Source organism: Desulfoluna sp. HI9BLuna (assembly GCF_056829775.1).
On record NZ_CP186555.1, the window covers coordinates 4,818,623 to 4,838,848 of the forward strand.

19 protein-coding genes are annotated in these 20,226 nt (G+C 58.6%); 15 read left to right on the top strand and 4 right to left on the bottom strand.

Annotated features, from left to right (window positions below):
- Nucleotides 1-112: 112 nt before the first annotated feature.
- From ACOYW0_RS19635 to ltrA, 5 genes are all read left to right on the top strand, one after another.
- The gene (locus ACOYW0_RS19635; RefSeq protein WP_482415475.1) at nucleotides 113-2,728 is read left to right on the top strand and encodes a TonB-dependent receptor; all 2,616 of its coding nucleotides are present in this window, start codon (nucleotides 113-115) and stop codon (nucleotides 2,726-2,728) included.
- The gene (locus ACOYW0_RS19640) at nucleotides 2,728-3,636 is read left to right on the top strand and encodes an ABC transporter ATP-binding protein (protein ID WP_482415476.1); all 909 of its coding nucleotides are present in this window, start codon (nucleotides 2,728-2,730) and stop codon (nucleotides 3,634-3,636) included. Before ACOYW0_RS19635 ends, ACOYW0_RS19640 begins: the two co-directional genes overlap by 1 nt.
- 453 nt (nucleotides 3,637-4,089) lie before the next feature.
- Nucleotides 4,090-4,755, top strand: coding sequence for a hypothetical protein (locus ACOYW0_RS19645; RefSeq protein WP_482415477.1), 666 nt, complete (start codon nucleotides 4,090-4,092; stop codon nucleotides 4,753-4,755).
- Nucleotides 4,755-5,984 (top strand): DUF4857 domain-containing protein, encoded by a 1,230-nt coding sequence (locus tag ACOYW0_RS19650; protein ID WP_482415478.1) that lies wholly within the window; start codon nucleotides 4,755-4,757, stop codon nucleotides 5,982-5,984. Before ACOYW0_RS19645 ends, ACOYW0_RS19650 begins: the two co-directional genes overlap by 1 nt.
- Nucleotides 5,985-6,781: 797 nt before the next feature.
- Nucleotides 6,782-8,059: a group II intron reverse transcriptase/maturase gene (gene ltrA / locus ACOYW0_RS19655; protein WP_482415479.1), complete on the top strand. Its 1,278-nt coding sequence runs from the start codon at nucleotides 6,782-6,784 to the stop codon at nucleotides 8,057-8,059.
- A gap of 132 nt (nucleotides 8,060-8,191) precedes the next feature.
- Here the strand turns inward: ltrA and ACOYW0_RS19660 are convergent, their stop codons facing one another.
- The gene (locus tag ACOYW0_RS19660; protein WP_482415480.1) at nucleotides 8,192-8,998 is read right to left on the bottom strand and encodes an MYG1 family protein; all 807 of its coding nucleotides are present in this window, start codon (nucleotides 8,996-8,998) and stop codon (nucleotides 8,192-8,194) included.
- Between the two features lie 233 nt (nucleotides 8,999-9,231).
- Here ACOYW0_RS19660 and ACOYW0_RS19665 point away from each other — a divergent pair, with 233 nt between their 5' ends.
- Genes ACOYW0_RS19665 through ACOYW0_RS19675 form a run of 3 tightly spaced genes read left to right on the top strand, consistent with a single transcriptional unit; the run spans nucleotide 9,232 to nucleotide 11,042 of the window.
- A complete protein-coding gene (locus tag ACOYW0_RS19665) occupies nucleotides 9,232-9,423 on the top strand; it encodes a hypothetical protein (RefSeq protein WP_482415481.1) in 192 nt (63 codons plus the stop codon).
- Between the two features lie 15 nt (nucleotides 9,424-9,438).
- Nucleotides 9,439-10,869, top strand: a complete 1,431-nt coding sequence (locus tag ACOYW0_RS19670) for an MORN repeat-containing protein (RefSeq protein WP_482415482.1) — start codon at nucleotides 9,439-9,441, stop codon at nucleotides 10,867-10,869.
- Complete coding sequence (locus ACOYW0_RS19675) at nucleotides 10,869-11,042, top strand: hypothetical protein (RefSeq protein ID WP_482415483.1); 174 nt, start codon at nucleotides 10,869-10,871, stop codon at nucleotides 11,040-11,042. Before ACOYW0_RS19670 ends, ACOYW0_RS19675 begins: the two co-directional genes overlap by 1 nt.
- A 61-nt stretch (nucleotides 11,043-11,103) precedes the next feature.
- Here the strand turns inward: ACOYW0_RS19675 and ACOYW0_RS19680 are convergent, their stop codons facing one another.
- Nucleotides 11,104-11,799: a transglutaminase-like domain-containing protein gene (locus ACOYW0_RS19680; RefSeq protein WP_482415484.1), complete on the bottom strand. Its 696-nt coding sequence runs from the start codon at nucleotides 11,797-11,799 to the stop codon at nucleotides 11,104-11,106.
- A gap of 444 nt (nucleotides 11,800-12,243) precedes the next feature.
- Here ACOYW0_RS19680 and ACOYW0_RS19685 point away from each other — a divergent pair, with 444 nt between their 5' ends.
- Nucleotides 12,244-13,122, top strand: a complete 879-nt coding sequence (locus tag ACOYW0_RS19685) for a flagellar basal body-associated FliL family protein (protein WP_482415485.1) — start codon at nucleotides 12,244-12,246, stop codon at nucleotides 13,120-13,122.
- Between the two features lie 13 nt (nucleotides 13,123-13,135).
- Here the strand turns inward: ACOYW0_RS19685 and ACOYW0_RS19690 are convergent, their stop codons facing one another.
- On the bottom strand, nucleotides 13,136-14,053 hold the full coding sequence (locus ACOYW0_RS19690; RefSeq protein WP_482415486.1) for a hypothetical protein: 918 nt from the start codon (nucleotides 14,051-14,053) through the stop codon (nucleotides 13,136-13,138).
- Nucleotides 14,054-14,267: 214 nt separating this feature from the next.
- On the opposite strand from ACOYW0_RS19690, the gene ACOYW0_RS19695 reads away from it, so the two are divergent.
- Entirely contained in the window at nucleotides 14,268-15,311 is a 1,044-nt protein-coding gene (locus ACOYW0_RS19695; protein ID WP_482415487.1) for a PAS domain-containing protein, read from the top strand.
- Between the two features lie 66 nt (nucleotides 15,312-15,377).
- Here the strand turns inward: ACOYW0_RS19695 and ACOYW0_RS19700 are convergent, their stop codons facing one another.
- A complete protein-coding gene (locus tag ACOYW0_RS19700; RefSeq protein ID WP_482415488.1) occupies nucleotides 15,378-15,998 on the bottom strand; it encodes an FmdE family protein in 621 nt (206 codons plus the stop codon).
- 262 nt (nucleotides 15,999-16,260) lie between these two features.
- Between ACOYW0_RS19700 and ACOYW0_RS19705 the strand changes: the two genes are divergently transcribed.
- The 5 genes from ACOYW0_RS19705 (at nucleotide 16,261) to hisG (ending at nucleotide 20,156) form a co-directional block, all read left to right on the top strand.
- Nucleotides 16,261-16,845, top strand: a complete 585-nt coding sequence (locus tag ACOYW0_RS19705; protein WP_482415489.1) for a helix-turn-helix domain-containing protein — start codon at nucleotides 16,261-16,263, stop codon at nucleotides 16,843-16,845.
- 37 nt (nucleotides 16,846-16,882) lie between these two features.
- Nucleotides 16,883-18,175: a 3-isopropylmalate dehydratase large subunit gene (locus ACOYW0_RS19710; protein WP_482415490.1), complete on the top strand. Its 1,293-nt coding sequence runs from the start codon at nucleotides 16,883-16,885 to the stop codon at nucleotides 18,173-18,175.
- Between the two features lie 3 nt (nucleotides 18,176-18,178).
- Nucleotides 18,179-18,703 carry a 3-isopropylmalate dehydratase small subunit gene (locus tag ACOYW0_RS19715; protein ID WP_482415491.1) on the top strand — a complete coding sequence of 175 codons (525 nt, stop codon included), beginning with the start codon at nucleotides 18,179-18,181 and terminating at the stop codon, nucleotides 18,701-18,703.
- A gap of 104 nt (nucleotides 18,704-18,807) precedes the next feature.
- Nucleotides 18,808-19,248, top strand: a complete 441-nt coding sequence (locus ACOYW0_RS19720) for a phosphoribosyl-ATP diphosphatase (protein ID WP_482415492.1) — start codon at nucleotides 18,808-18,810, stop codon at nucleotides 19,246-19,248.
- A gap of 56 nt (nucleotides 19,249-19,304) precedes the next feature.
- The gene (gene hisG / locus ACOYW0_RS19725) at nucleotides 19,305-20,156 is read left to right on the top strand and encodes an ATP phosphoribosyltransferase (RefSeq protein WP_482415493.1); all 852 of its coding nucleotides are present in this window, start codon (nucleotides 19,305-19,307) and stop codon (nucleotides 20,154-20,156) included.
- Nucleotides 20,157-20,226 lie beyond the last annotated feature (70 nt).

The window sequence follows — 20,226 nt, forward strand, 5'->3', positions numbered from 1 at the left end:
CGAACATGTGGTTGAATTCGGCCGCGCTGCCTTTTGTGAGGCGGGCGGCTGACCGGATATACCTCAAGGGGCCCTTCCCATGGAAGGCCCCTTTCAGATGGGATCGTGATTTATGATGCGAGAATATGCAAGGCGATGCGGTGGCCTTGGGCAAGGGCGTCGTCAGGGCAGCGGGCGCCCTGCGTGGCTGGCTATTGTGATGGCTCTGGTGGTGACAGGGGCAACGGTAACCGGGTGGGCCGGGGAGGCCTCCCCGGAGGCTTCCGGTGAGGCGTCGGTCTCTAAGCCGCTGGAACGAACGACTCAAAAAAAGACGTCTGAGGTGGCGGTTGAAGGTGAAACCCTCACCGTGACGGGCACCATGGAGAGCAAGGCCTCCGGGGTGTCCATACTCGACTATCAGATGCTTCGGCATCTTTCCGGGGGCAACGGGGATTTAAACGAGCTTCTGCTGGTGCTTCCGGATATCCAGCCGGATGACTCCTGGCGCTCTGCCAAGACAGCCGGGGAGATTCTGCCTGTGAACATCTCCATTTCAGGCGGAAAGGCCTACCAGAACAATTTTTCCGTGGACGGGATCTCCAACAACAGTCTTTTGGACCCCGGCTCCGAGCGCCACCAGGTGGTCAACGACGTGCCCGGCCATCCCCAGGAGATTTTCCTGGATTCGGACCTGGTGGAAGAGGTGGCGGTTTACGACAGCAACGTGCCTGCCCGGTTCGGCGACTTCTCCGGTGGGGTAGTGGATGCCAGGACCGTCAAGGCAGGAATCAAGCCCAAGGGCAAGGTCTATTACCGGACCACCCGGAGCCAGTGGACCCATTTTTTCCAGTGGGAGGAAGAAGAGGACGATGAAGGGTCCGTTGCTCCTCCCTCATCCGACGACGACGCCGATGAGGACCCCCGGTTTGAAAAGCATATCTATGGCGGGAGTCTGAGTATGCCCCTGGGCGACACCCTGGGGGCGTTGGGATCCGTCAACGAGGTGCGATCCACCATATCCAAGCGGCATTTCAAGGGGTGGAAGGATGAAAAACGACACCTGAGAAATATCATGACCAAGCTCTCCTGGGATCCTGATTATCTGAATTCCTTTGAACTGAGCCTGTTTCATTCCCCGTATGAGGAGGAGCGTTTCCTCTCGGATATCAAAAACAGCGACTACACGGTCAAGGGGGGCGGGGACCGCATCCAGGGTCGGTGGAACCGGGGGCTGGGTTTCGGGGCCCTGGAGGTGACCGGTGGGTTCCGAAAGAGCGTCAACGAGCGGGAGGCCCCGAAGGATCTTCGTCAGTGGGCCGCCACAGCCTCCAAGCCCTGGGGTGCGGATGCAGACTCGGCCTACTCCAAGGAAGGCGGTCACGGGGACATCACCAAGACTCAGGAGAGTTTTACCACCCGTGCGGATCTGTCCGAGGTCTCCTTTGAGGGGTGGGGTGGGCGCCATACCCTGAGCACGGGCATTTCCTACGATTTGACCAAGGGAACCTTCGACCGCAAGGAGTCCACCATGATCTACACGGACCCGGTAACGTCCGATACGGTGATTTCCCCTGGCAACAGCTACGACTGCGAGGACAACGAGCAGTACTTCAGCATGCGCAAGGTCTACGATGCCGATGACTCTTCGGCGGTGGTCAACGCCTTGAGCCTCTATGGCCAGGATGAGATGGTGTGCGGCAGAGTCACCCTGCGGCCGGGGCTCCGCGTTGCAGCCAACGATTTCATGGACAACCTGGACGTGGCCCCGAGGATGTCGGCGTCCTGGGACAGCTTCGGGGACGGGCGCACGGTGTTCACCTCGGGTTTTAACCGGTACCACAGTGCGACCTTCATTACGTACAAACTGCGGGAGGCCAAGAAGCCTTACCGCACCGAAGTGAGAAAACCCTATCAGGACATGGTTTTTTTCGGAAGCGATCCTTCGGGGACCCTGGGCGGTTTCTGGTGGCCGGTGTCGGATGCCGGAAACAACGTGGAGACCTTTTCCACCCTTAAAACCCCCTATGCCGATGAATTTCAGATCGGTGTCGACCAGAGGTTCGGGGGCGGGACCCTGGGGTACAAGTATGTGCGCCGAAAAGGACGGGATCAGTTTGCCCGGACCTACGGGGCCATCCAGCCCGACGGGTTGCGCTATTACACCTTGACCAACGACGGTTATTACGATCACAAGAGCCATCGCGTGGCCTGGGGGCGCTCCTTCGGTGCTCATCGCCTCAACCTCAACGTGACATATCAGGATACCGACTCCTCCAATGGGTCCTATGACGGGGAGATAGGCGACGATCGCGTCTGGTACGGCGACGAAGTGATCTATCGGGCCGAACTTCCTAAGAGTACCTTCAACAAGCCCTGGATGGCCAATGTCACGGCCGTTGCCTCTCTGCCCGCGCGCATGACCCTGACCACCATCGCCCGGTATCGGGGTTCCTACACCAAGGTGGAGAGTACGGGCAAGACCAAAGAGGTCCCCGACGACCAGGGTCAGACAAACCCCCTGACCGGGGAGAAGGTCTCCGAAGAGCTCCCGGTCTACGCCGAGCGGGATCGCTCCTCCAGTGTGGTGGTGGATTGCAAGCTCCGCTGGAAGCTTCCCTTGTGGGGGCAGAGTGTGTTTACAACCACCCTGGAGGTGAACAACCTCTTTAACAAAAAAGTCCTGGCCGATGGCAAGAACTACGAACTGGGCCGCCAGTTCTGGCTTGGCGGCGAGGTGAGTTTCTAATGAAAAGGAGCAATGAGATCATGTCGGACACGGTGATCCAGGTGGACAACCTGTGCCACAGCTACGGGGGCAAGGATGTGCTCAGGGGCCTCAGTTTTGAGGTGAAAAAGGGCCGTATTTTTGGGCTCCTCGGGAAAAACGGAGCGGGAAAGAGCACCACCATCAACATCATGATGGGGTTTCTCTCCCCCAAAGGCGGGGTGTGCCGGATTTTCGGGGAGCCCTCCCACAGTCTGCGACCGGAGACCAGGGCCCGCATCGGCCTGCTGCACGAAACCTTTCTCCAGTACGAGTTTTTGACCATTGGACAGGCCGAAACATTTTACGCCTCTTTTTATCCGATGTGGAACCACGGGGTGTTCAGAGACCTCATGGACCGTCTGGGGCTCCCGGACAATCGCAAGATCCACCGGATGTCCTGCGGCCAGCGGTCCCAGGTGACCCTGGCCCTGATCCTGGCCCAGATGCCCGAGCTGATGATCCTGGACGATTATTCACTGGGGCTGGACGCCGGCTACCGTCGCCTGTTTCTCGACTACCTCCTGGACTATGCGGAACGTTACGGCACAACCATTCTCATTACCTCCCACATTGTCCAGGACCTGGAGCGGTTTGTGGACGATATCGTGATTCTGGATCAGGGCCGCACCCTTGTGAGCTCCAGCCTCCAGGGCTTCACCGAAGGGTTCCGCTGCTACGGCCTTCCCCGCAACGGGGGAAAAGAACCGGTACAGGACGGGATCATCGCCCGGACGGAGTGCCTCGGCGATCGGCAGTATCTCTACAGCTTTGAATCCCAAGACGTCGTGCGTGAGCACCTGGGTGCCTCAGGCATGGATGCCGCAGGGCTTGCGCCGGTCTCCATGACCCTGGAAGACGCCTTTATCGGGTTGACCGGGAAATATTGATGGCAGGTAACGTTTAAACGTATGGGACCGGCGGCTCTGTTGGCGGTTAAGTTATCTTAACGTCAAATACATAGTCCTTAACGGATCGTTTTGAATGACGCTTGGGTTTTGGTCATCGTTTGGGCCGCGACCTTCGAAAAAATCGATAAAGAATGACCGAAACGGAGCGCCGCACTCCGGTGCGGCTTTTTAGTCCGTCGTTACCCGTGCCGCACAGGAGTGCGGCGCTCAAGGGGGTAAGGGGGCTCAGGCGGTTATGTAAATATGCCGATGGTCGAAACGATGATGAAGGCCGACGTTTGATTTAAAGGCGGATGTGATTTGACCCGAGGAACGAGGGGGAAGCGCATTCACAACCTGGGGCCCAGAAGATCAGCCCCTGGCTGCCGGAGGCAGGCTTATCCATGCGCCTTAAGCATAGAAGGCATCAACAAAACAAGGATATGAAAACACATGTACAAGGCGATTGTATATAAGGAGTGGATCAAGCTTCGCTGGTTCCTCCTTGTGTTGCTGGGGATCACCCTGGCGGTTTATGGGAAGATTTTTATCATGCTCAGGTCGGCCGTGCTTGCCAAGGGCGCGTATCATCTCTGGTACATGGCGGCGATCAAGCAATCCGTTTTTTACGGGGACATCATGTGGCTGGCACCCTTTGTGGGGTTGGTGACGGCCCTGGTGCAGTTCGTACCGGAGACGGGCAAGAGGCGCCTGCGCATCCTTTTTCACCTGCCCCTGCCCCACACCCTGTCCCTGGTGTGCATGCTGGGGGTGGGATGCCTTTGTGTGGCAGGCCTGTGCGGGATCAGCGCCGTGAGCCTGGCCCTGATCATGGGGCGCTATTTCCCCGCGGAGATCGTGTCGGGTGCCCTGTTAACGGCGGCACCCTGGTGCCTTGCGGCGGTGCCTGCCTATTTCGGGGCTGTACTGGCCCTGGTGGAGACGGCCTGGTGGCGCAAGGCTGTTTACGGTGTCATCGCCTTTGGCACGGTGTTGCTGCTGGTGAAAAAAAGCTTTGGGGTTTTTGACGTCTCTTTGGACTGGTATGCCCTGGCGTGTGCCCTTTATCTGCCCACGGTTCTGTTGCCCGCCCATCGATTTAAAAGGGGGATTGTCTGATGCTCAAGGTTTCGCGATGTGCCATTGTTCTCCTGATAACCCTGGTGTGTGCCATCTACGTTCCGGAGCAGGCAAGGAGGCTGCTTGTGGAGAGGTCGTTTTCCCCATTTATCCTCTACAGCTCATCTTTGAAGACATTCATGGTCAATGACAGGGATAAAGAGACGGGGCAGCGCCGGATGACGGATCTCTCCGGTAAGGAGTACACCAGACGAGAGTTTGAGACGGCCCTGCCCATGTTTTTTTATAAAGATCTGGCCGCCTGGGGCTGCCTGCCCGAATCCCTGGGCGGTGAAGAGGTGACCTATAAAAAGGTGGCCATGAACCGTCAGGTGTTGAGCCTTCGGCCGCGCACCCTCAACAGCCCGGTGGTGCACCTGTATCCCCTGTACGAGTCCGCTTCGGGGTTTACCCAGCTGGAGGAGCCTGACTCCATGTTTCGGGTGACAGACGCTTTTGAGTTTTTGGACGCCGAAACCAACGCCGTGGATGCGGACCGGTCCGATCGGTTCACAAAGGCGTTGACCCGCAAGGGGTTTGTCTTTCCGGCCCAGGGTATCTTCGGTAACCCCACAGCCCGGAAGCCCTTTGACGAGGGCTATTTCATCACCGATGCCGGGGGGACTCTTTTTCACCTGAAGATGGTGCGGGGAAACCCCTGGGTGAAGAATACGGGGCTGGCCCCGGCCAGCGGCATCCGTTACATCGGCATGGACGAAAACCCCCGGCGGGAGTTTTATGGTCTGATGATCGAAGGGGACGGCACCGCAAGCCTTCTCTCCTGGGGCAACTACAGGCCCATTGCCCTGCCCATGGCGGGCTACGACCCGGACACCATGAGTCTTGCCGTCTATTGTGATCTTCTCAAGCGGACCTTTGTGGTGACGGACAAAAAGAGTGTCCGGGTGTGGGTGACGGATCGCGCTTACCGCCCCATCGCCTCCCATACCCACGGGCTGGAAGCCAAAGGAGGGCAGAAGATGCTCAAGCAGCTCTTCCCCCTGCGGGTTGTCCGCGCCAAAGGAGAGACCGCCTATGCGCTGCTGGATGTTTCCTTTAACCCTGAGGGCTGGATGGTCTCTTTGATCTGCCTTGCAGGGCTTCTGGGCTGGCGCATGAGGCAGCGTCGGGCGGGGCGTCATCCCGAAGACTATCTGGTTGTGCTCCTCACGGGGGGCTGCGGGCTGTTGGCTGTGGCTTTGACGGGGTGTCTGCCGGAGGCAGATTGAGCGTTACGTCGGTACCACTGACAAACAAAAAAAGCCGCAGCTTGCGCTGCGGCTTTTTTGGTTTGCCCGGCAAAGCCGGCACCCCGTCTGCTTGAAAGAGAGCAGAGATACCCCGTCCGAGGGGAAATCAATCCTAATCGCAAGGGCGTTTCTGGTAACGGAAGGGTCTGAAGGAAGCGATAGGGAGTGAACGGTACATAGCGCAAGCGAACCTGATACGGCTCGTGCAGTGGGTAAGCCTGCCAAATAAGGCAATGCCCGATACTCGGACAGACTGCAAGAGTGATTGAGGATGGGATCGTTCACAGGGACCGGAAATTAACCGGGGAAGCCCTGCAGAGTTCTAAAAAAAAAAAAAAAGATATCACCCGACAAGAGGAGACTCAAGGAGGGGGAGATGCTTTGCAGGGTGGCAGATGAGCCCGTAGTAGTGATGAAATCTCAGCCTGAGAAGCCCGGTAACGGAGTGGAGGAGAAAACAGAGATGATCAGCAGCATGGACTGTTGAGGCTGCCGGAAAGCCAAAAGCGCCGACAGTTGCGAAGGGGTGAAGTTTAATCGAAAGCTTTGGAAGCAGAACGTGAAGATGAGCGGAGAACAAGCCGCCTGACGAGGCGGGCAAGTGGTAATGAAGTCCCCCTGGGAACAGGGCTCTTTAAGCAAACTGCTCTCATCGGAGTAAGCGACGCAGATGGCTGTACATTGCCGAATACGGATAGAAAGCAGGCAGGCGTTGCCGAAGACTCGAAACGCATCACCGGAACGATCTGACAGAAGAAGCGAAGCAAGAGGAAGAGATGGGAAAACGAGTCTGGTACAGCCTTTACGATCGGCTTCTTCATCAAGAGGCACTTACAGGGGCATTCAAAAAGGTGAAATCGGCGAATGGAGCTCCCGGGATAGACGGGCAGTCCTGCAAAGATTTTGCCTTGGAACTGGACACAAATATCCAATCTCTTCTGATGGAACTAAAGGGGAAGGGCTACCTGCCGTCTCCTGTGAAGCGAGTCGAAATCGACAAACCGGATGGCGGCATCAGGAAAATCGGTATCCCTACGGTTCGTGACCGAGTGGTCCAACAGGCGTTAAAGACCATACTGGAACCCATCTTCGACCCGGGCTTCCATCCATCGAGCTATGGGTACCGTCCCAGTCGAGGTGCGCAGGATGCCATCGCCAAAGCAACGATGTTCATGCGCGATTACAACCTGAAATGGGTTGTGGATATGGATTTGAGTAAGTGTTTTGACACGTTAGACCACGACCTGATTGTTCAGGCAGTTCGAGAGAAAGTAGCAGATCGCAGTATCCTGAATTTGATTCGAATGTTCCTGACAGGTGGAGTGTTAACCTCCGGCGAACTGGAACCGACAACCGTCGGTAGTCCGCAGGGTGGCGTCATCAGTCCACTGTTAGCCAATATTTATCTGGATAAGTTTGATCAGTATATGAGGCGACGGGGGCATCGAATCACACGTTATGCAGATGATATTGTCATCTTCAAAGCGAGCAAGGCAGGGGCAGAAAGAGCACGGGAAGTGGCAACGGGCTATCTCGAGGTGAAGCTAAAGCTGACGGTTAACCAGAAGAAGACTCATATAACGAGTCTGTGGAAGGGAGTACCGTATCTCGGGGTGGTTATCGGTTCGAGGTACACCCAGGTGAAACCCGAACGGAAGAAGGCCTTTAAAGAAAAAGTCCGGAAGTGCACCCGACGCAACACCCCAGTGAATCTTGCGAAAGTCATTTATGATCTGAATCCTATTCTTAGGGGCTTTGCCAACTACTTTAAAGTGGCAAACTGCAAGGGATGGTTCAGGGAGATGATGGGGTGGATACGAAGACGTCTGCGAGCAATCCAGATGAAGTTATGGAAGAAACCTCGAAAGCTTCACCGCAGACTCAGGCAACTGGGCTACACCGGTGAGTTCGAGAACATCCGGATGAGTTCGTGGCGAAATGCGGCATGCCAACTGAGCCACTGGGCTATATCGAATAAGTGGCTTGAAAAACTCGGACTGTTCCAGATGGACAAGATAGAGACGGGAGTGCTTCCCCAGCCAATGCTGGGATAAGGTTGGACAGGAGCCGTGTACGAGGCCCGTACGCACGGTTCTGTGAGAGGGATGAAGCAGAGCTGATCACTCTGCTTCACCCTACTCGATTGTCTTTGTATCAGGGTCACAAGGGGTAGACCCGTCGTTGCTTTACTGTTCCGGCAGGGCCAGGCGCACCAACTCCAGAACCTCGGCCTCGGGAAGGCGTTCGTTGGTCTTGGCCACGAAACCGGTTTTGTGGGTGAAGCGGATATCGGGGCGTCCCTGGAGCTTGGCAAAGTTCACCTCCGGGGCGTTGTCAAAACGCATGAGCTTCCAGCCGTCCCCACGGCTGTCCCGGGTGATGCAGACCGCAGCCGGGTCTGCCTGGCGGAAGTTGAACTCCTGGGCGCCTTCGGAGTCGTCGGTGTCGCCGATGAGGATGCCGTAACCGTTGATGGTCACGCGTTTGGCGTTGGACCACAGCTCCAGCTGGTCCGTGAGCTTTTGGGCGCTGTCCAGGGCCTTGCGGCCGAATCGGCGCATGATGGGGATCAGGGAGTCGGGGTCGGCGGCGAACATGTCGAGCATCCACCCTTCCATGGGGCTGTAGGTGGTGCGCAGCTCGGTGGTGCCGATCTCAGCGCCCACCTTGGCCGGGCCGAATCGGTCGATGCGGTCTTTAAAACGCCACCAGGGAAGGGACGACAGGGAGGCGGCGCAGCCCAGGGCCTCAGCCACCAGTACAAAGCTTGCGGAGAGCTCGATGTTCTGGTGGTGGTCGTAGTTGCGTTTTTCCGGGTCGTACTCTTCGCCGATGTCCACCACCCAGATGGCGGGGTCTGCCACCTCTTCGGCCGTGGGCTCTCGTCTTTCTATGGTAAAATCGGTGTCCGGGTGGACGGCCAGGATAAGGCAGAGGGCGAAAAATTCGTCAAAATGTGAGGAACCCGGGTGGGTGATGATCAGCTCGGTCAAAGCGGTCTCCCTGTGTTTCGTGTATGGGTATTTTGGCGGCGTGTGGTCGGGTCGGGAATCGTTCGGGCGAAGGGGTCTGGCACGGCGCATACCGGTGTCGGTCCGTTCCGTCGGACTCAAACGGTTCGTTTCCAAGCCTCCAAAGATTGTCATGGATTTCAGGCCTTGCGGGCCGGGCGCATTGCTGGTTGGAATGCTCGTAAAAGAGTCGACGTTATCTTATATGGCGATGGATGGCAATAAAAGAATGGATGGCGCGTGACGTAAAGGGTACTGGAATTGCATGGATACCGGGGTGCCGGGGTGATGGCTGGTTTGACAAACCCTTTGCCTATGGGATATTAAAACAAATTTACTTGCGCCTGTCCGAGGGCATGCATGGCCTTGATGGCGGCATGCGGGATGTTTTTTATGGCAGAACCTGAAAAGGGTAACGATTGATGATAAAGAAATTGACGGTGAACGCGCTGGCCTTCTGGGTCATTGCCGGTCTCTCCGCCGCATACGCCGATGGGTCCGGCTCCTGCGAAAGCGGTGATTGTGAAAACGGACAAGGGGTGTACCACTACGCCGACGGCGGGAGTTACGAGGGAGCCTTCAAGTCGGGGGTTGCCTCGGGAAGCGGAGTGCGCGTCTACCAAGACGGGACCCGTTACGTCGGGCAGGTAAAAGGCGGCATTCCCGAAGGCGTGGGCGAGATGATTTTTCCCGACGGCACCCGGTACATGGGGGGCTTCGGCGAGGGGCTGCAGAAGGGGCACGGCACCGTGGTCTACGGAGACGGACGACGGTTTACCGGTTCCTTTGACGATGGGCGGCCCAGCGGTCACGGGACCCTCTTTTTCAAGGACGGCAAACGCCTTACCGGAACCTTTAAAGACGGAGTTCCCCAGGGGCCGGGGGTTCTTTTTTTCGTGGAAGGGGCTGTGTACACCGGTGAATTTCGCAAGGGACGCATGGAGGGCACCGGGACCCTGGTCTATGCCGACGGCCATGTCTACGTGGGATCCTTTACCAACGATACCATGAACGGGGAGGGCACCCTCACCGCACCGGACGGCAGTACCCTCAAAGGGGAGTTCGTGGACGGGCACCTGGAAGGGGAAGGGGAGATCGCCTTTCCCGGAGGCACCTTGTACACCGGCAGCATCGTCAATGAGAAGATGCAGGGCAAGGGGATTCTTGTGGAGCCTGACGGCACCCGGTATGAGGGCATGTTCGAGGAGAACCGGTTCCACGGAAAGGGCACGGTCACCTACCCGGACGGTGCCACCTTCACCGGTCCCTTCATCGAAGACAAGATCGCGGGCAAGGGCCAGTGGACCTTTGCCGACGGAGCCCGGTTTTTCGGGTACATGAAAGACGCCCGGATCATGGAGGGCAAGGGTGTGTACACCTCGCCGGACGGCACCCGCTACGAAGGACGGTTCCACGAGAATCTCTTCGAAGGGGAGGGGATCCTCACCACAGCCGAGGGCGTGCGTTTTGAAGGCTCGTTCCATGAGGGCCTGATGCGAGGTCCCTTCAACGTGTTTTACCCGGACGGCGCCCGGTACTCAGGGGAGGTCAAGAGCCTGAAGCCCCATGGGACCGGTACCATGACCTATGAAGACGGGAGCAGCTTTTCCGGTCTTTTCAAGGAGGGGGCTTTTGACGGGCGCGGAACGCGCAAGCTCACCGACGGCACCGAACTTCGGGGAACCTGGGTCAAAGGCAAGCCCGACGGCAAGATGGTGACACGGGCGTCGGACGGGACCACCCGGGTTGTGACTTACGCAAACGGACAGCCTGTGACGGCTGAAAATCAGGGCTCCGGGGCGTCCGGCGACGCCCCTCGGAAGAGCGACACCAACACACCGGAGGGAAGCTGATGAAGATGGCATCGACGGATGAGCAGATCCTGCGCGCAGCCAAGGAGATCGTCGTAAAATTTATCGAGGTGGGGCGCGTCTCCCCCACGGGGTTTGACGAGGCGTTCAAGCAGATCTACAGCTCGGTTGCCTCCGCAGTGAAAAAGGAGGTGCCTTCAGCAGAGGGCGAATAACCCCGCGTGAAAGGCAGGAACATCTATGACGCCCTGCAGGACGGGTCCTGCAGGGCGTTTTTTATTTGTTTTCCGAGGCGGCTTCCCGGGCAAAGTCTCCGAGCTCTTTTCCCCCTAAGCTTTCCAGGGTTTTAAAGAGATTGGGGTAGGCGGCCAGGGAGGCGTTGATGATCTCGTCCACGGGGATGTCGTCGTAGGGGCCCCGGTCCAGGACATACTCCATGTGTTTGCGGCCTTCGGCGTCAAAGGGGTGGAAGAGGCAGTCGGTCTCCCCGTCGAACTCCAGGGGGTGGACGCCGAACTTTTCGCACAGGGAGGCGTTGAAGGTGGGGGTCACCTTGATCCATCGCCCGCTGAGGAACACCTCCGAGTAGCCGTGGTAGACAAAAAGGTCGGTGCCCATAAGCTCCCTCAGGCGCCGGGTGCTCAGGTGGTTTTTGACATCGGCGAACCCCAGGCGTGCCGGTACCCCTGCGGCCCGCACGGCAGCGGTATACACCAGGGCCTTGGCCACGCAGTAGCCCCTGCCCTTTTTCAGGACGGAGCTGGCCCGCATCCCGTCGGGGCTGAGGTCGTAATAGTACGGGTCGTAGAGGACGTCGTCGCGTACGGCGTTGAAGAGGGCCATGGCCTTCTCCTTGTCGGAGGAGAGTCCTGCAATGCGGGGTGCGACGTAGGCGGCGATGGCCTCTGAGTCGCAGTCGATGTGATGGGTGGGGGCCAGATAGCGGGTGCGTTCTTCGTCGGAGAGTCTCATGTCGGTCACCATTTTTCTGTGTGATGTGTGTGGATTCGATCCCTGACTGTGTTGCGCCGTGGCCGTGGCGGGGCTCCCTGGACGGCCTGTTCCACCAGTATTTCATAGTGGGCGGTGCCGGTGGAATCGTCTTTTTTGTCTTTTTTTAAAAAAGCGATGCGAGGAGTGTGGGTATCGTCTTGAAAAAACAAGCAATTTGCTTGTGGTGTGTGGGGTTTATGTTCCTCTGTGGGGAAGGCTGGAATATCTGGATGTCATCTTCTGTGTTTCTTTTGAAGGAACGATGAGGCCGCATAGGGTCCCCTCCGGGGGCTCTCGGTGTTTTCATGCGTTTTACCGGGGCCCGGCCAAGTCGTTAAAGTTTTATGCGGGATGGGCGATAGAAGGAAGAGCGGGGCATATGCCCCCACAACAGATCAGGATGCCTTGGGAAAGGGTAAGGGTATGAGAAACGGATTCAAGCAAGGGGCAAAGCGGGTGGTGCTGGTTTTGCTGGCCCTTGCTTTTTTGGCCTGCGACAAGGAACCCCCGGAGCGAGAGATGGTTGTGGGGCCGTGGAAGGACACCATTGCCAGTTACCATAACATCATCTCTTTTCGGGCCAACGGGACTTTCGGTATCCTGCGGCTGGTGGAGGGGCAGCACTCCAAAATTGACGAGAAAGCGGACAGGGCAAAGGTGGAGGGCAAGTGGAAACTGCTGCCTCCGGAGATGGAAGGGGACCCCCTGCTTCTGATCATGACCCCTGAAATGGTTGTGGGCGATACGCCCTGGGAGGTGGACACCCCGGTAACCTATCTGATCGAACGGTTGACCCGCAATACCATTCTCCTGCGTCCCTCAGGCGGTGAGCGCATCTCCTGGGATCGGCTGCGCAGCACCAAGGCGCCGGAGGAGGAGGACGGGGTGCCCCTGACACAGATTCCCACCGGTCCCCTGGTGGTGGGGCTCACCAAGGAGCGCATCAATGAAGAGAGCCGGTACCTGTGCGTGCAGCTGAACTTGAGCGTCAACGACGTGGAGGTGTTGCCCTATGTGGAGCCCGATGGCGAGTCGGCTGACGGAGCATACCGCCTGCATCCCAGCATTCTTGAGGCCCTGGTGCTTCACATGAGTCGGCTCACCTATAAAGAGGTGCGCAGTTTGAAACGGTTTGAAACCGTGTTGGCGGATTTTAAACGGCTCCTCAAGCCGTATCTCGGTTCCCACCTGCAGGAGATCAAGGTGATCCGGGTTCAAATTACCTCGACCCGCGAGGGCGTAAGCGAGTTTGTGGGCAAGTATGCCCCGAAAAAGGTGGCACCTCCCGAGGCCGGCACCTGATCCCGGTGCATCCTCATTCTTTCTTTTCGGAAGGCGGCTTCATCCCCGCCATGGCATTGCCCATATCCTGCATGATCAAAAAGAGGGCGTCGTCCAGGCGCTCGGAGATCATGTCCCGGGGTGCGGGACGAGCTTCTTCCGGCTTTTCACCGGTCCATTCGGACAACACATCCAGCACTTCATGTTCCCAGAACAAGACGATTTTCCAGTGGAGCTGCTCCTCGTAGAGGCTCACCTGGTCCACTGTGCGCTGAAGCAGGGTGTTTATGACCCCAGGATAGGCGGTGCACATCTGATCCACGATGGTATGGCCTGTGTGGGTGTCCACGCAGGTGACCTGGAGGTTCGGGCCCCCGGGCACGGCGCTTCTCATGGGCGTACAGGTAATCTGGAGGCGTTCGGTTCGCCAGGCCAGGGCGTCGGCAACGGATTGTTCCGCATAGGCCGCGTAGGTTCTGGCGGTGCCGTTGCACAGGGACCAGAGGTAGGCCGCCCCGGGGATGCTGGTGGCGTACGCCATGGCGTGCAGCTGGCCCAGGATGGCCAGGTGAAGTACGGCCATGGGGGCAAACAGGGGCAGGCGTTCAATCCGTTTTTCGGCTGTGGCGTCGGGAAGAAAAAAGAGGGGACGGTTTGCTTCAAGGATGTCCAGGGCCTTGAGGAGCCGCGTTGCGTAGGGCTCGGTCTCATCCTTGCCTGAGCCCAGCAGAAGGGATCCCATGGCCTGCAGGGCAGGGGTGAGTTCGTCGAGTTGACGTGAGGCGAGTTCCTCGTTGAGGATGCCTTTCATGGGGCGCTTCATTGCGTGCCAGAAGGGCAGGGCTTTGTCCGCGAAGAGGGTATCCGTGAGGCGGGGCAGGGCAGACGGTGCCAGCCCGGAGCCATCCGAAACGGAACGGGCCAGGGTTTTTAGAGATGTTTCGACGGACATGGAACCTCCTTGGGTAAGGGGGTGCACGAAAGAGGGGGAAGGGGGGAAGCCGCAGGGGGCTTCGGGGCGCATGGCAGGGGGTGGGGTTTTTTCAGGCTTATGGATTATGTTACTGTATTGGTCACCCGATGTCCACTGCCCCGCATAGCGGAAACAGATGGGGGCGCATCGGTGGGCGCCGCCCCTCTTGGCGGGCAACACATGGGAGGTGGAGATGATGAGCTCGGCTCTGTTTCATCTGTTTTTGTCATTTATGTCGGTGGTCTTGTGGCTGCTGATCCTGGGGATTTTTCTTCGGAAGGCGGCGGCGCCCAAACTGAAGGGGCGTTTTTTTCTGTTTCTGAACGTCATTTTGATCATCGACGCCGCGCGCTCCGTGTTTGAGAGCTTTTACTTCGGGATGGTGCACACGTCCCGGGCCGGCCTGCTGCCACCGGGTGTGGAGGCATATCTCATGGCCCCGGCGCAGATCACGATTCCCAAGCTCGTGAACCTTTCGGCCGCAGCATCCATTCTTTTGCTGCTGGCCTTTCGCTGGTACCGCGATGAAGAGCGGGAGGCCCGGAAACAGGCCCTTCAGATTGACCGCCTGAAGAGCATTGAGGAGAAGTACCGGAACCTTTTTGACAACATGACCGGCGCCTACGCCATGGGGGAGATGATATACGATGGGGTCGGTGCCCCCGTGGATTTTCTCTATGTGACGGTGAACCCTGCTTTTGAAGCGATGTTTTCCATGACAAAAGACGCGGTGGAGGGAAGGCGGCTTTCCGAGGTGTTTCCCGGGGTGGACCAGGACGAGTCCGGGTGGCTGGCCCATTTTGCCGAGGTGGTGAAAACGGGAGAAGGGAAAACCCTCAAGGAGTATTCGGATGCCCTGGACATGTGGTTTTACATCAACGTATTCCATGCCGGTGGCGAGCAGTTCGTCACGGTGTTTACCGACATCACGCCGTTGATGGAGGCCGAGCGCCTCACCGGGGCCCTGGCCCTTGCCGGGGCCGCCAGCCATGAGTTGAGCCAGCCCCTTCAGGCGGCCCTGGGGTATGCGGAGCTCATGGAGCTCAAGGCAAGGGGCCTTGAGGGCGGCGAGGCCCTCTGTGAAACCGCGGACCGGTTTTCGGATCAGGTGGAGCGCATTAAAGAGATCGCCGCCCAACTTCGGGGTGTCTCCAGGTACCGGACCAAGGGGCACGCCGGAGGCACCCCCATCCTCGACCTGGCAGGAAGCGTGGAGTCCGGGAAGGACGATGGGTGAGGGCATCTGGCGGATGAGGCCGTCTCTCGATATGATGGCTTAAGGCTTTTCTGACCTGAATAGTTCTTATAAGGCCCCCTCGGCGCAGGGGCGGCAGAGGAGCGTCTCTCCCCTTTGGACCATCTTGGTCTGCATGGTGAGCTCGCCGCATACGGCACAGGCCACGGACGGGGCCAGCTCCGCAAAGGCCGGCTCGGGGATGGCTGCGTCGGTGATCTCAAAGACCTCGCCCACGGGCTTTTGGAGGAGGTCCACGGTTTTCATGAGTTTCTGCTGTTTTTTTTCATCTGCCGTGGCCGTCCCTTCCGCAAGCTTTAGCTCCAGTTCCTCAAACACCTCCGGATCCCTTCCCGTATAGGCATACGTGCTTTTGCGCGAGAACCGGAACCCTTTGCCTGCCTGGCGTGAAAACACGGTGTACACATTTTTCCCGATGTTGGTGATGGTGAGGTTGCCCTTACCGGCCGTGGTCCCCAGCAGCACCTGCAGGGCGTCCACGGAGCAGGCGTCGTTTTCGCTGATGGCCACCAGTTCTTCGTCTTCGCTGCGGTCCTCGCCCAAAAGGCGAAGGGACTCCACGGCCACCAGGTAGCCGTAGACAAGGCCCGGGCAGAGATGTCCGTGAAAGTCGATGCAGGGCTTCAGGGTGTCGGGCAGGGGCAGGTGGGCGTAATGGGTATGGTTCATGGGGGCCTCGCATGATGGGTTGGGTGCGCCGCGCGGCGCATGAAGGTCATGGTTGAAAAAGGGCTTAAGCACCGGGTGGGATCCCAGAGGGAGATGCCCGCTGTGCATTTGACACTATACTCAAAGGCTGCCGGGTATGTCAAAAGCGGTGCTGAGCCACACCGAAAACAGGTGGCCCTTAAGGGCGTTGCATGGGGCCTGCCCGGAAAAGGGTTGACAGGTTGGGTGGGGTGACTTTATAAATGCTTCAGGAGGTGCAGTATTGATAAAGTCAGAGCCTAAACACCAATTCGGGGGCAAGTTGCGGGCGGTCAGGGAGCGTCGGGGTGTTACCCTGAAGCAGGTGGCCGGCCGGGCCGGCGTGAGCGAGAGCCTGGTATCCCAGATTGAGCGCAACAAGGTCTCCCCGTCCATCGACACCCTTCTTTCCATCGCCGACGTGCTGGGGGTGGATTACGAATACCTCTTCAGCGACTACCGCAAGAAGGGCAAGGTCGATATCATCCGTGCTGCAGAGCGCAGCGTCACCCGAGACGGCCAGGTGACCATGAGCCGCCTCTCCGTGCGGGAGGAGATCCCCGGCGAGCACACGGTGGAGGCCTTTATGCTGGAGGTCGCGCCCGGTGGACAGACCGGGGACCTGGAGTACGGCCACGCCGGTCGGGAGTTCGGAATCATCCTCGAAGGAGAGGCCGAGCTTCTCTACGGGGACGACACCTACACCGTGGCCAAGGGGGACACCGTCTCCTTTGCATCACGGATCCCACATATATTAAAGAATCGCGGCAACGCGACGCTGAAGGCTGTCTGGATCGTTTCACCGCCCAGGCAGGCCTCGCACAAATAAGAGATCGCATATGAACCAGACATCTTCCGGAGGAGATATGGGAAAGACAATCGCGGAGAAAATTTTTGAATCGCATCTTGTGGACAACCCGTCCGGCGACATCCAGGTGATTCGTCTGGACGCGGTTTTCTGCCATGAAATCACCACGCCCGTGGCCATCACGGATCTTGAGGCCCGCGGCATGGATCGCGTTTTTGATCCGTCCAAGATCAAGGCGGTCATCGACCATGTGACCCCGGCCAAGGACTCCAAGACGGCCATGCAGGGCAAGATCCTGCGCGAGTGGGCCCTGCGCCACGGGATCATTGATTTCTTCGACATCGGTGACAACGGCGTCTGCCATGCCCTCTTTCCGGAGAAGGGGTTTGTGCGACCCGGGTACACCATCATCATGGGGGACTCCCATACCTGCACCCACGGTGCCTTCGGTGCCTTTGCCGCCGGTGTGGGCACCACGGACCTGGAGGTGGGTATCTTAAAAGGCGTCTGCGCCTTTCACGCGCCCCAGACCATGAAGGTCACCATCACAGGCGACCTGAAGCCCGGTGTCTACGCCAAGGACGTGATCCTGGACGTCATCGGAAAGCTCGGGGTCAACGGCGCCACCAACCGCGTCATTGAGTTCACCGGGTCGGTGGTCTCCGCCATGAGCATGGAGGCCCGCATGACCTTGTGCAACATGGCCATTGAGGCCGGTGGCACCTGCGGGATCTGCGCCCCGGACATGACCACGGTCTCTTACCTCTGGCCCTTCATCAAGGACGAATTCCCCTCAAAGGAAGCGGCCCTGGAGGCATACAGCGCCTTTACCGCCGATGCCGACGCCGAGTACGCCGAGGAGATGGTGGTTGACGTGAGCAAGCTGGTGCCCATGGCCACCTTCGGGTACAAGCCCGACCAGGTGAAGCCCATCGCCGAGATGGCATCGGAAAAAGTAGACCAGGTCTACATCGGTTCCTGCACCAACGGGCGTATCGAAGACCTGCGCGTGGCCGCCGATGTGCTCAAAGGCAAGCACATCCACAAGAGCGTGCGCGGCGTGGTCTCTCCTGCGACCCCGGCCGTGTACAAGCAGGCCTTGAAAGAGGGCATCATCGAGATCTTCATGGACGCGGGCTTTTGCGTGACCAACCCCACCTGCGGGGCGTGCCTGGGCATGAGCAACGGGGTCCTGGCCGAAGGGGAGGTGTGTGCCTCCACCACCAACCGCAACTTCAACGGCCGCATGGGCAAGGGCGGCATGGTGCACCTCATGAGCCCTGCATCGGCTGCGGCCACGGCCCTTACCGGCGTTATCACCAATTCACACATCTTTACGGGCGGGGAGTAAGCCATGAAATCATTCAACGGAAAAGTCCTGTTTCTGGATCGGTCCGATATCAACACCGATGAAATCATACCGGCTCGGTACCTCACCGAGATCACCAAGGAAGCCCTGAAACCCTACCTCCTGGAGGATCTGGAGCTGGAAGGCTTTGACCCGGAAAGGGACGTTACGCCCACCGGCGCGGTGGTGACCCGCGCCAACTTCGGGTGCGGCTCTTCCCGCGAGCACGCGCCCTGGGCCTTTGAGGTGAACGACATCAACATCGTCATCGGGGAGAGCTTTGCCCGGATCTTCAAGCAGAACATGTTCAACTGTGGCATGATGGCCGTGGAGCTGCCCGCAGAGGTCCTGGACGATCTCATGGCCCGGTTTGCCGGCAAGGAGACCGACCTGGTCACCGACCTGGAAAAGGGTGTGTTCCGGTTCTCCGCAGACGGCGAGAGCCTTGAGGTTCCCTTTGAGATCTCCGAGTTCGACCGCGCCCTGGTGGGAGCGGGCGGTTGGGTCGGCTACGCGGACACAAATTACTGATCCGTGACGCTCGGTTCCTCTTTTGAGGCATCGGGTACCTTTTTTAAACGATAAGGGGAGGGCTGCCCGAAGGGCGGCCGTCCCCTTTTGTTTGGGGAAAAAAGGTGCTATGGTCTCAATTTGCCGGAATCCGCAGGGGAAAGAGCCCCTCAGGCGCCATGTCCGTGGCGGCTGACTGCGGAAAACATGTGCTGAATGCCCGTCCCCCCATGCGCTGGTCGGGAAGTGTTCCGGCCTTTTTCATGCGCATCATCATGACAACAGATCACGAGATACACTCCATGAAACGATTTGAAGAGCTCTTTGCGGAGCTGAAGAAGAAAGTGGCGGCCGGCGATCCCGATTCCGGGACCGTCAAGGAGCTCCATGCGGGAAAGCACGCCATCGGAAAAAAGGTCATCGAAGAGGCCGGTGAGGTCTGGATGGCCGCCGAGTACGAAGGCAAGGAGAAGACTGCCGAAGAGATTTCCCAGCTCCTCTACCATCTCCAGGTGATGATGATTGCCTGTGACCTGGAACTGGAGGATGTCTACAAATACCTGTGATGGCCTTTCCGCCCGCCGGAGCGCATCACGTCAGTTGAGTTAAGGAAAACCGTCAGATGTTGAAAATAGCACTTCCCAACAAAGGATCCCTGTCTGAAGAGTCCCGGGCCCTCATTTCCGAAGCCGGGTACAATTGCCGCCGTTACAGCCGTGAACTCAAGGTCACGGATGTGGAGCACCAGGTGGAGTTCATCTTCCTGCGCCCCCGAGACATTGCGGTCTACGTGCAGAGCGGGATCATTGACCTGGGCGTCACCGGCCGGGACCTGGCCATGGACAGCGAGTCCGAAGTCGATGAGCTGCTTCCCCTGGGCTTTGGCCGTTCCAAGTTCTGCTACGCCGTTCCCGAAGAGAGCCTGCTGACCCCGGAAGGGTTCAACGGCAAGCGCATCGCCACGTCTTATCCCGGCATCGTGGGCCAGGACCTCAAGCGTCGCAATATCGATGCGGCCATCATCAAACTCGACGGCGCCATTGAAATTTCCATCAACCTCGGAGTGGCCGACGCCATTGCCGATGTGGTGCAGACAGGGCGTACCATGGCCGAGGCCGGGCTCCGCATCAGTGGTGAGGCCATCATGTCCTCCGAGGCTGTGCTGGTGACCCGCAAGGGCCGTGAGGAGACCCTCACCTCCCAGGAGATGATGTTCATCGAGCGTCTCAAGGGGATTGTGGTGGCCCGTCAGTACGTCATGGTGGAGTATGACGTGGCCGGTGAGGCCCTGGAGAGCGCCTGTGCCGTGACCCCCGGCATCGAAGCCCCCACCGTGGCTCCCCTCAGGCGGGAAGGGTGGTTTGCCGTTAAGGCCATGGCCCCCAAAAAGGACCTCAACACCATCATGGATCACCTGGTGGAGGTGGGCGCCAAGGGCGTCATCGCGACGGATATCAGGACCTGCAGGCTTTAGGGCCTGCACTTAAACACTTCGTGGATGCCGCTCATGGGTGGTGGGGGCCGAACACGATTCTCATGTACAA

What these genes read in the sequence shown, in the direction of transcription:
- ACOYW0_RS19635 (WP_482415475.1), top strand. Translation starts at nt 113, where the DNA reads ATGATGCGAGAATATGCAAGGCGATGCGGTGGCCTTGGGCAAGGGCGT.
- ACOYW0_RS19640 (WP_482415476.1), top strand. Translation starts at nt 2,728, where the DNA reads ATGAAAAGGAGCAATGAGATCATGTCGGACACGGTGATCCAGGTGGAC.
- ACOYW0_RS19645 (WP_482415477.1), top strand. Translation starts at nt 4,090, where the DNA reads ATGTACAAGGCGATTGTATATAAGGAGTGGATCAAGCTTCGCTGGTTC.
- ACOYW0_RS19650 (WP_482415478.1), top strand. Translation starts at nt 4,755, where the DNA reads ATGCTCAAGGTTTCGCGATGTGCCATTGTTCTCCTGATAACCCTGGTG.
- ltrA (WP_482415479.1), top strand. Translation starts at nt 6,782, where the DNA reads ATGGGAAAACGAGTCTGGTACAGCCTTTACGATCGGCTTCTTCATCAA.
- ACOYW0_RS19665 (WP_482415481.1), top strand. Translation starts at nt 9,232, where the DNA reads ATGGCAATAAAAGAATGGATGGCGCGTGACGTAAAGGGTACTGGAATT.
- ACOYW0_RS19670 (WP_482415482.1), top strand. Translation starts at nt 9,439, where the DNA reads ATGATAAAGAAATTGACGGTGAACGCGCTGGCCTTCTGGGTCATTGCC.
- ACOYW0_RS19675 (WP_482415483.1), top strand. Translation starts at nt 10,869, where the DNA reads ATGAAGATGGCATCGACGGATGAGCAGATCCTGCGCGCAGCCAAGGAG.
- ACOYW0_RS19680 (WP_482415484.1), bottom strand. Translation starts at nt 11,799, where the DNA reads ATGAGACTCTCCGACGAAGAACGCACCCGCTATCTGGCCCCCACCCAT.
- ACOYW0_RS19685 (WP_482415485.1), top strand. Translation starts at nt 12,244, where the DNA reads ATGAGAAACGGATTCAAGCAAGGGGCAAAGCGGGTGGTGCTGGTTTTG.
- ACOYW0_RS19690 (WP_482415486.1), bottom strand. Translation starts at nt 14,053, where the DNA reads ATGTCCGTCGAAACATCTCTAAAAACCCTGGCCCGTTCCGTTTCGGAT.
- ACOYW0_RS19695 (WP_482415487.1), top strand. Translation starts at nt 14,268, where the DNA reads ATGATGAGCTCGGCTCTGTTTCATCTGTTTTTGTCATTTATGTCGGTG.
- ACOYW0_RS19700 (WP_482415488.1), bottom strand. Translation starts at nt 15,998, where the DNA reads ATGAACCATACCCATTACGCCCACCTGCCCCTGCCCGACACCCTGAAG.
- ACOYW0_RS19710 (WP_482415490.1), top strand. Translation starts at nt 16,883, where the DNA reads ATGGGAAAGACAATCGCGGAGAAAATTTTTGAATCGCATCTTGTGGAC.
- ACOYW0_RS19715 (WP_482415491.1), top strand. Translation starts at nt 18,179, where the DNA reads ATGAAATCATTCAACGGAAAAGTCCTGTTTCTGGATCGGTCCGATATC.
- hisG (WP_482415493.1), top strand. Translation starts at nt 19,305, where the DNA reads ATGTTGAAAATAGCACTTCCCAACAAAGGATCCCTGTCTGAAGAGTCC.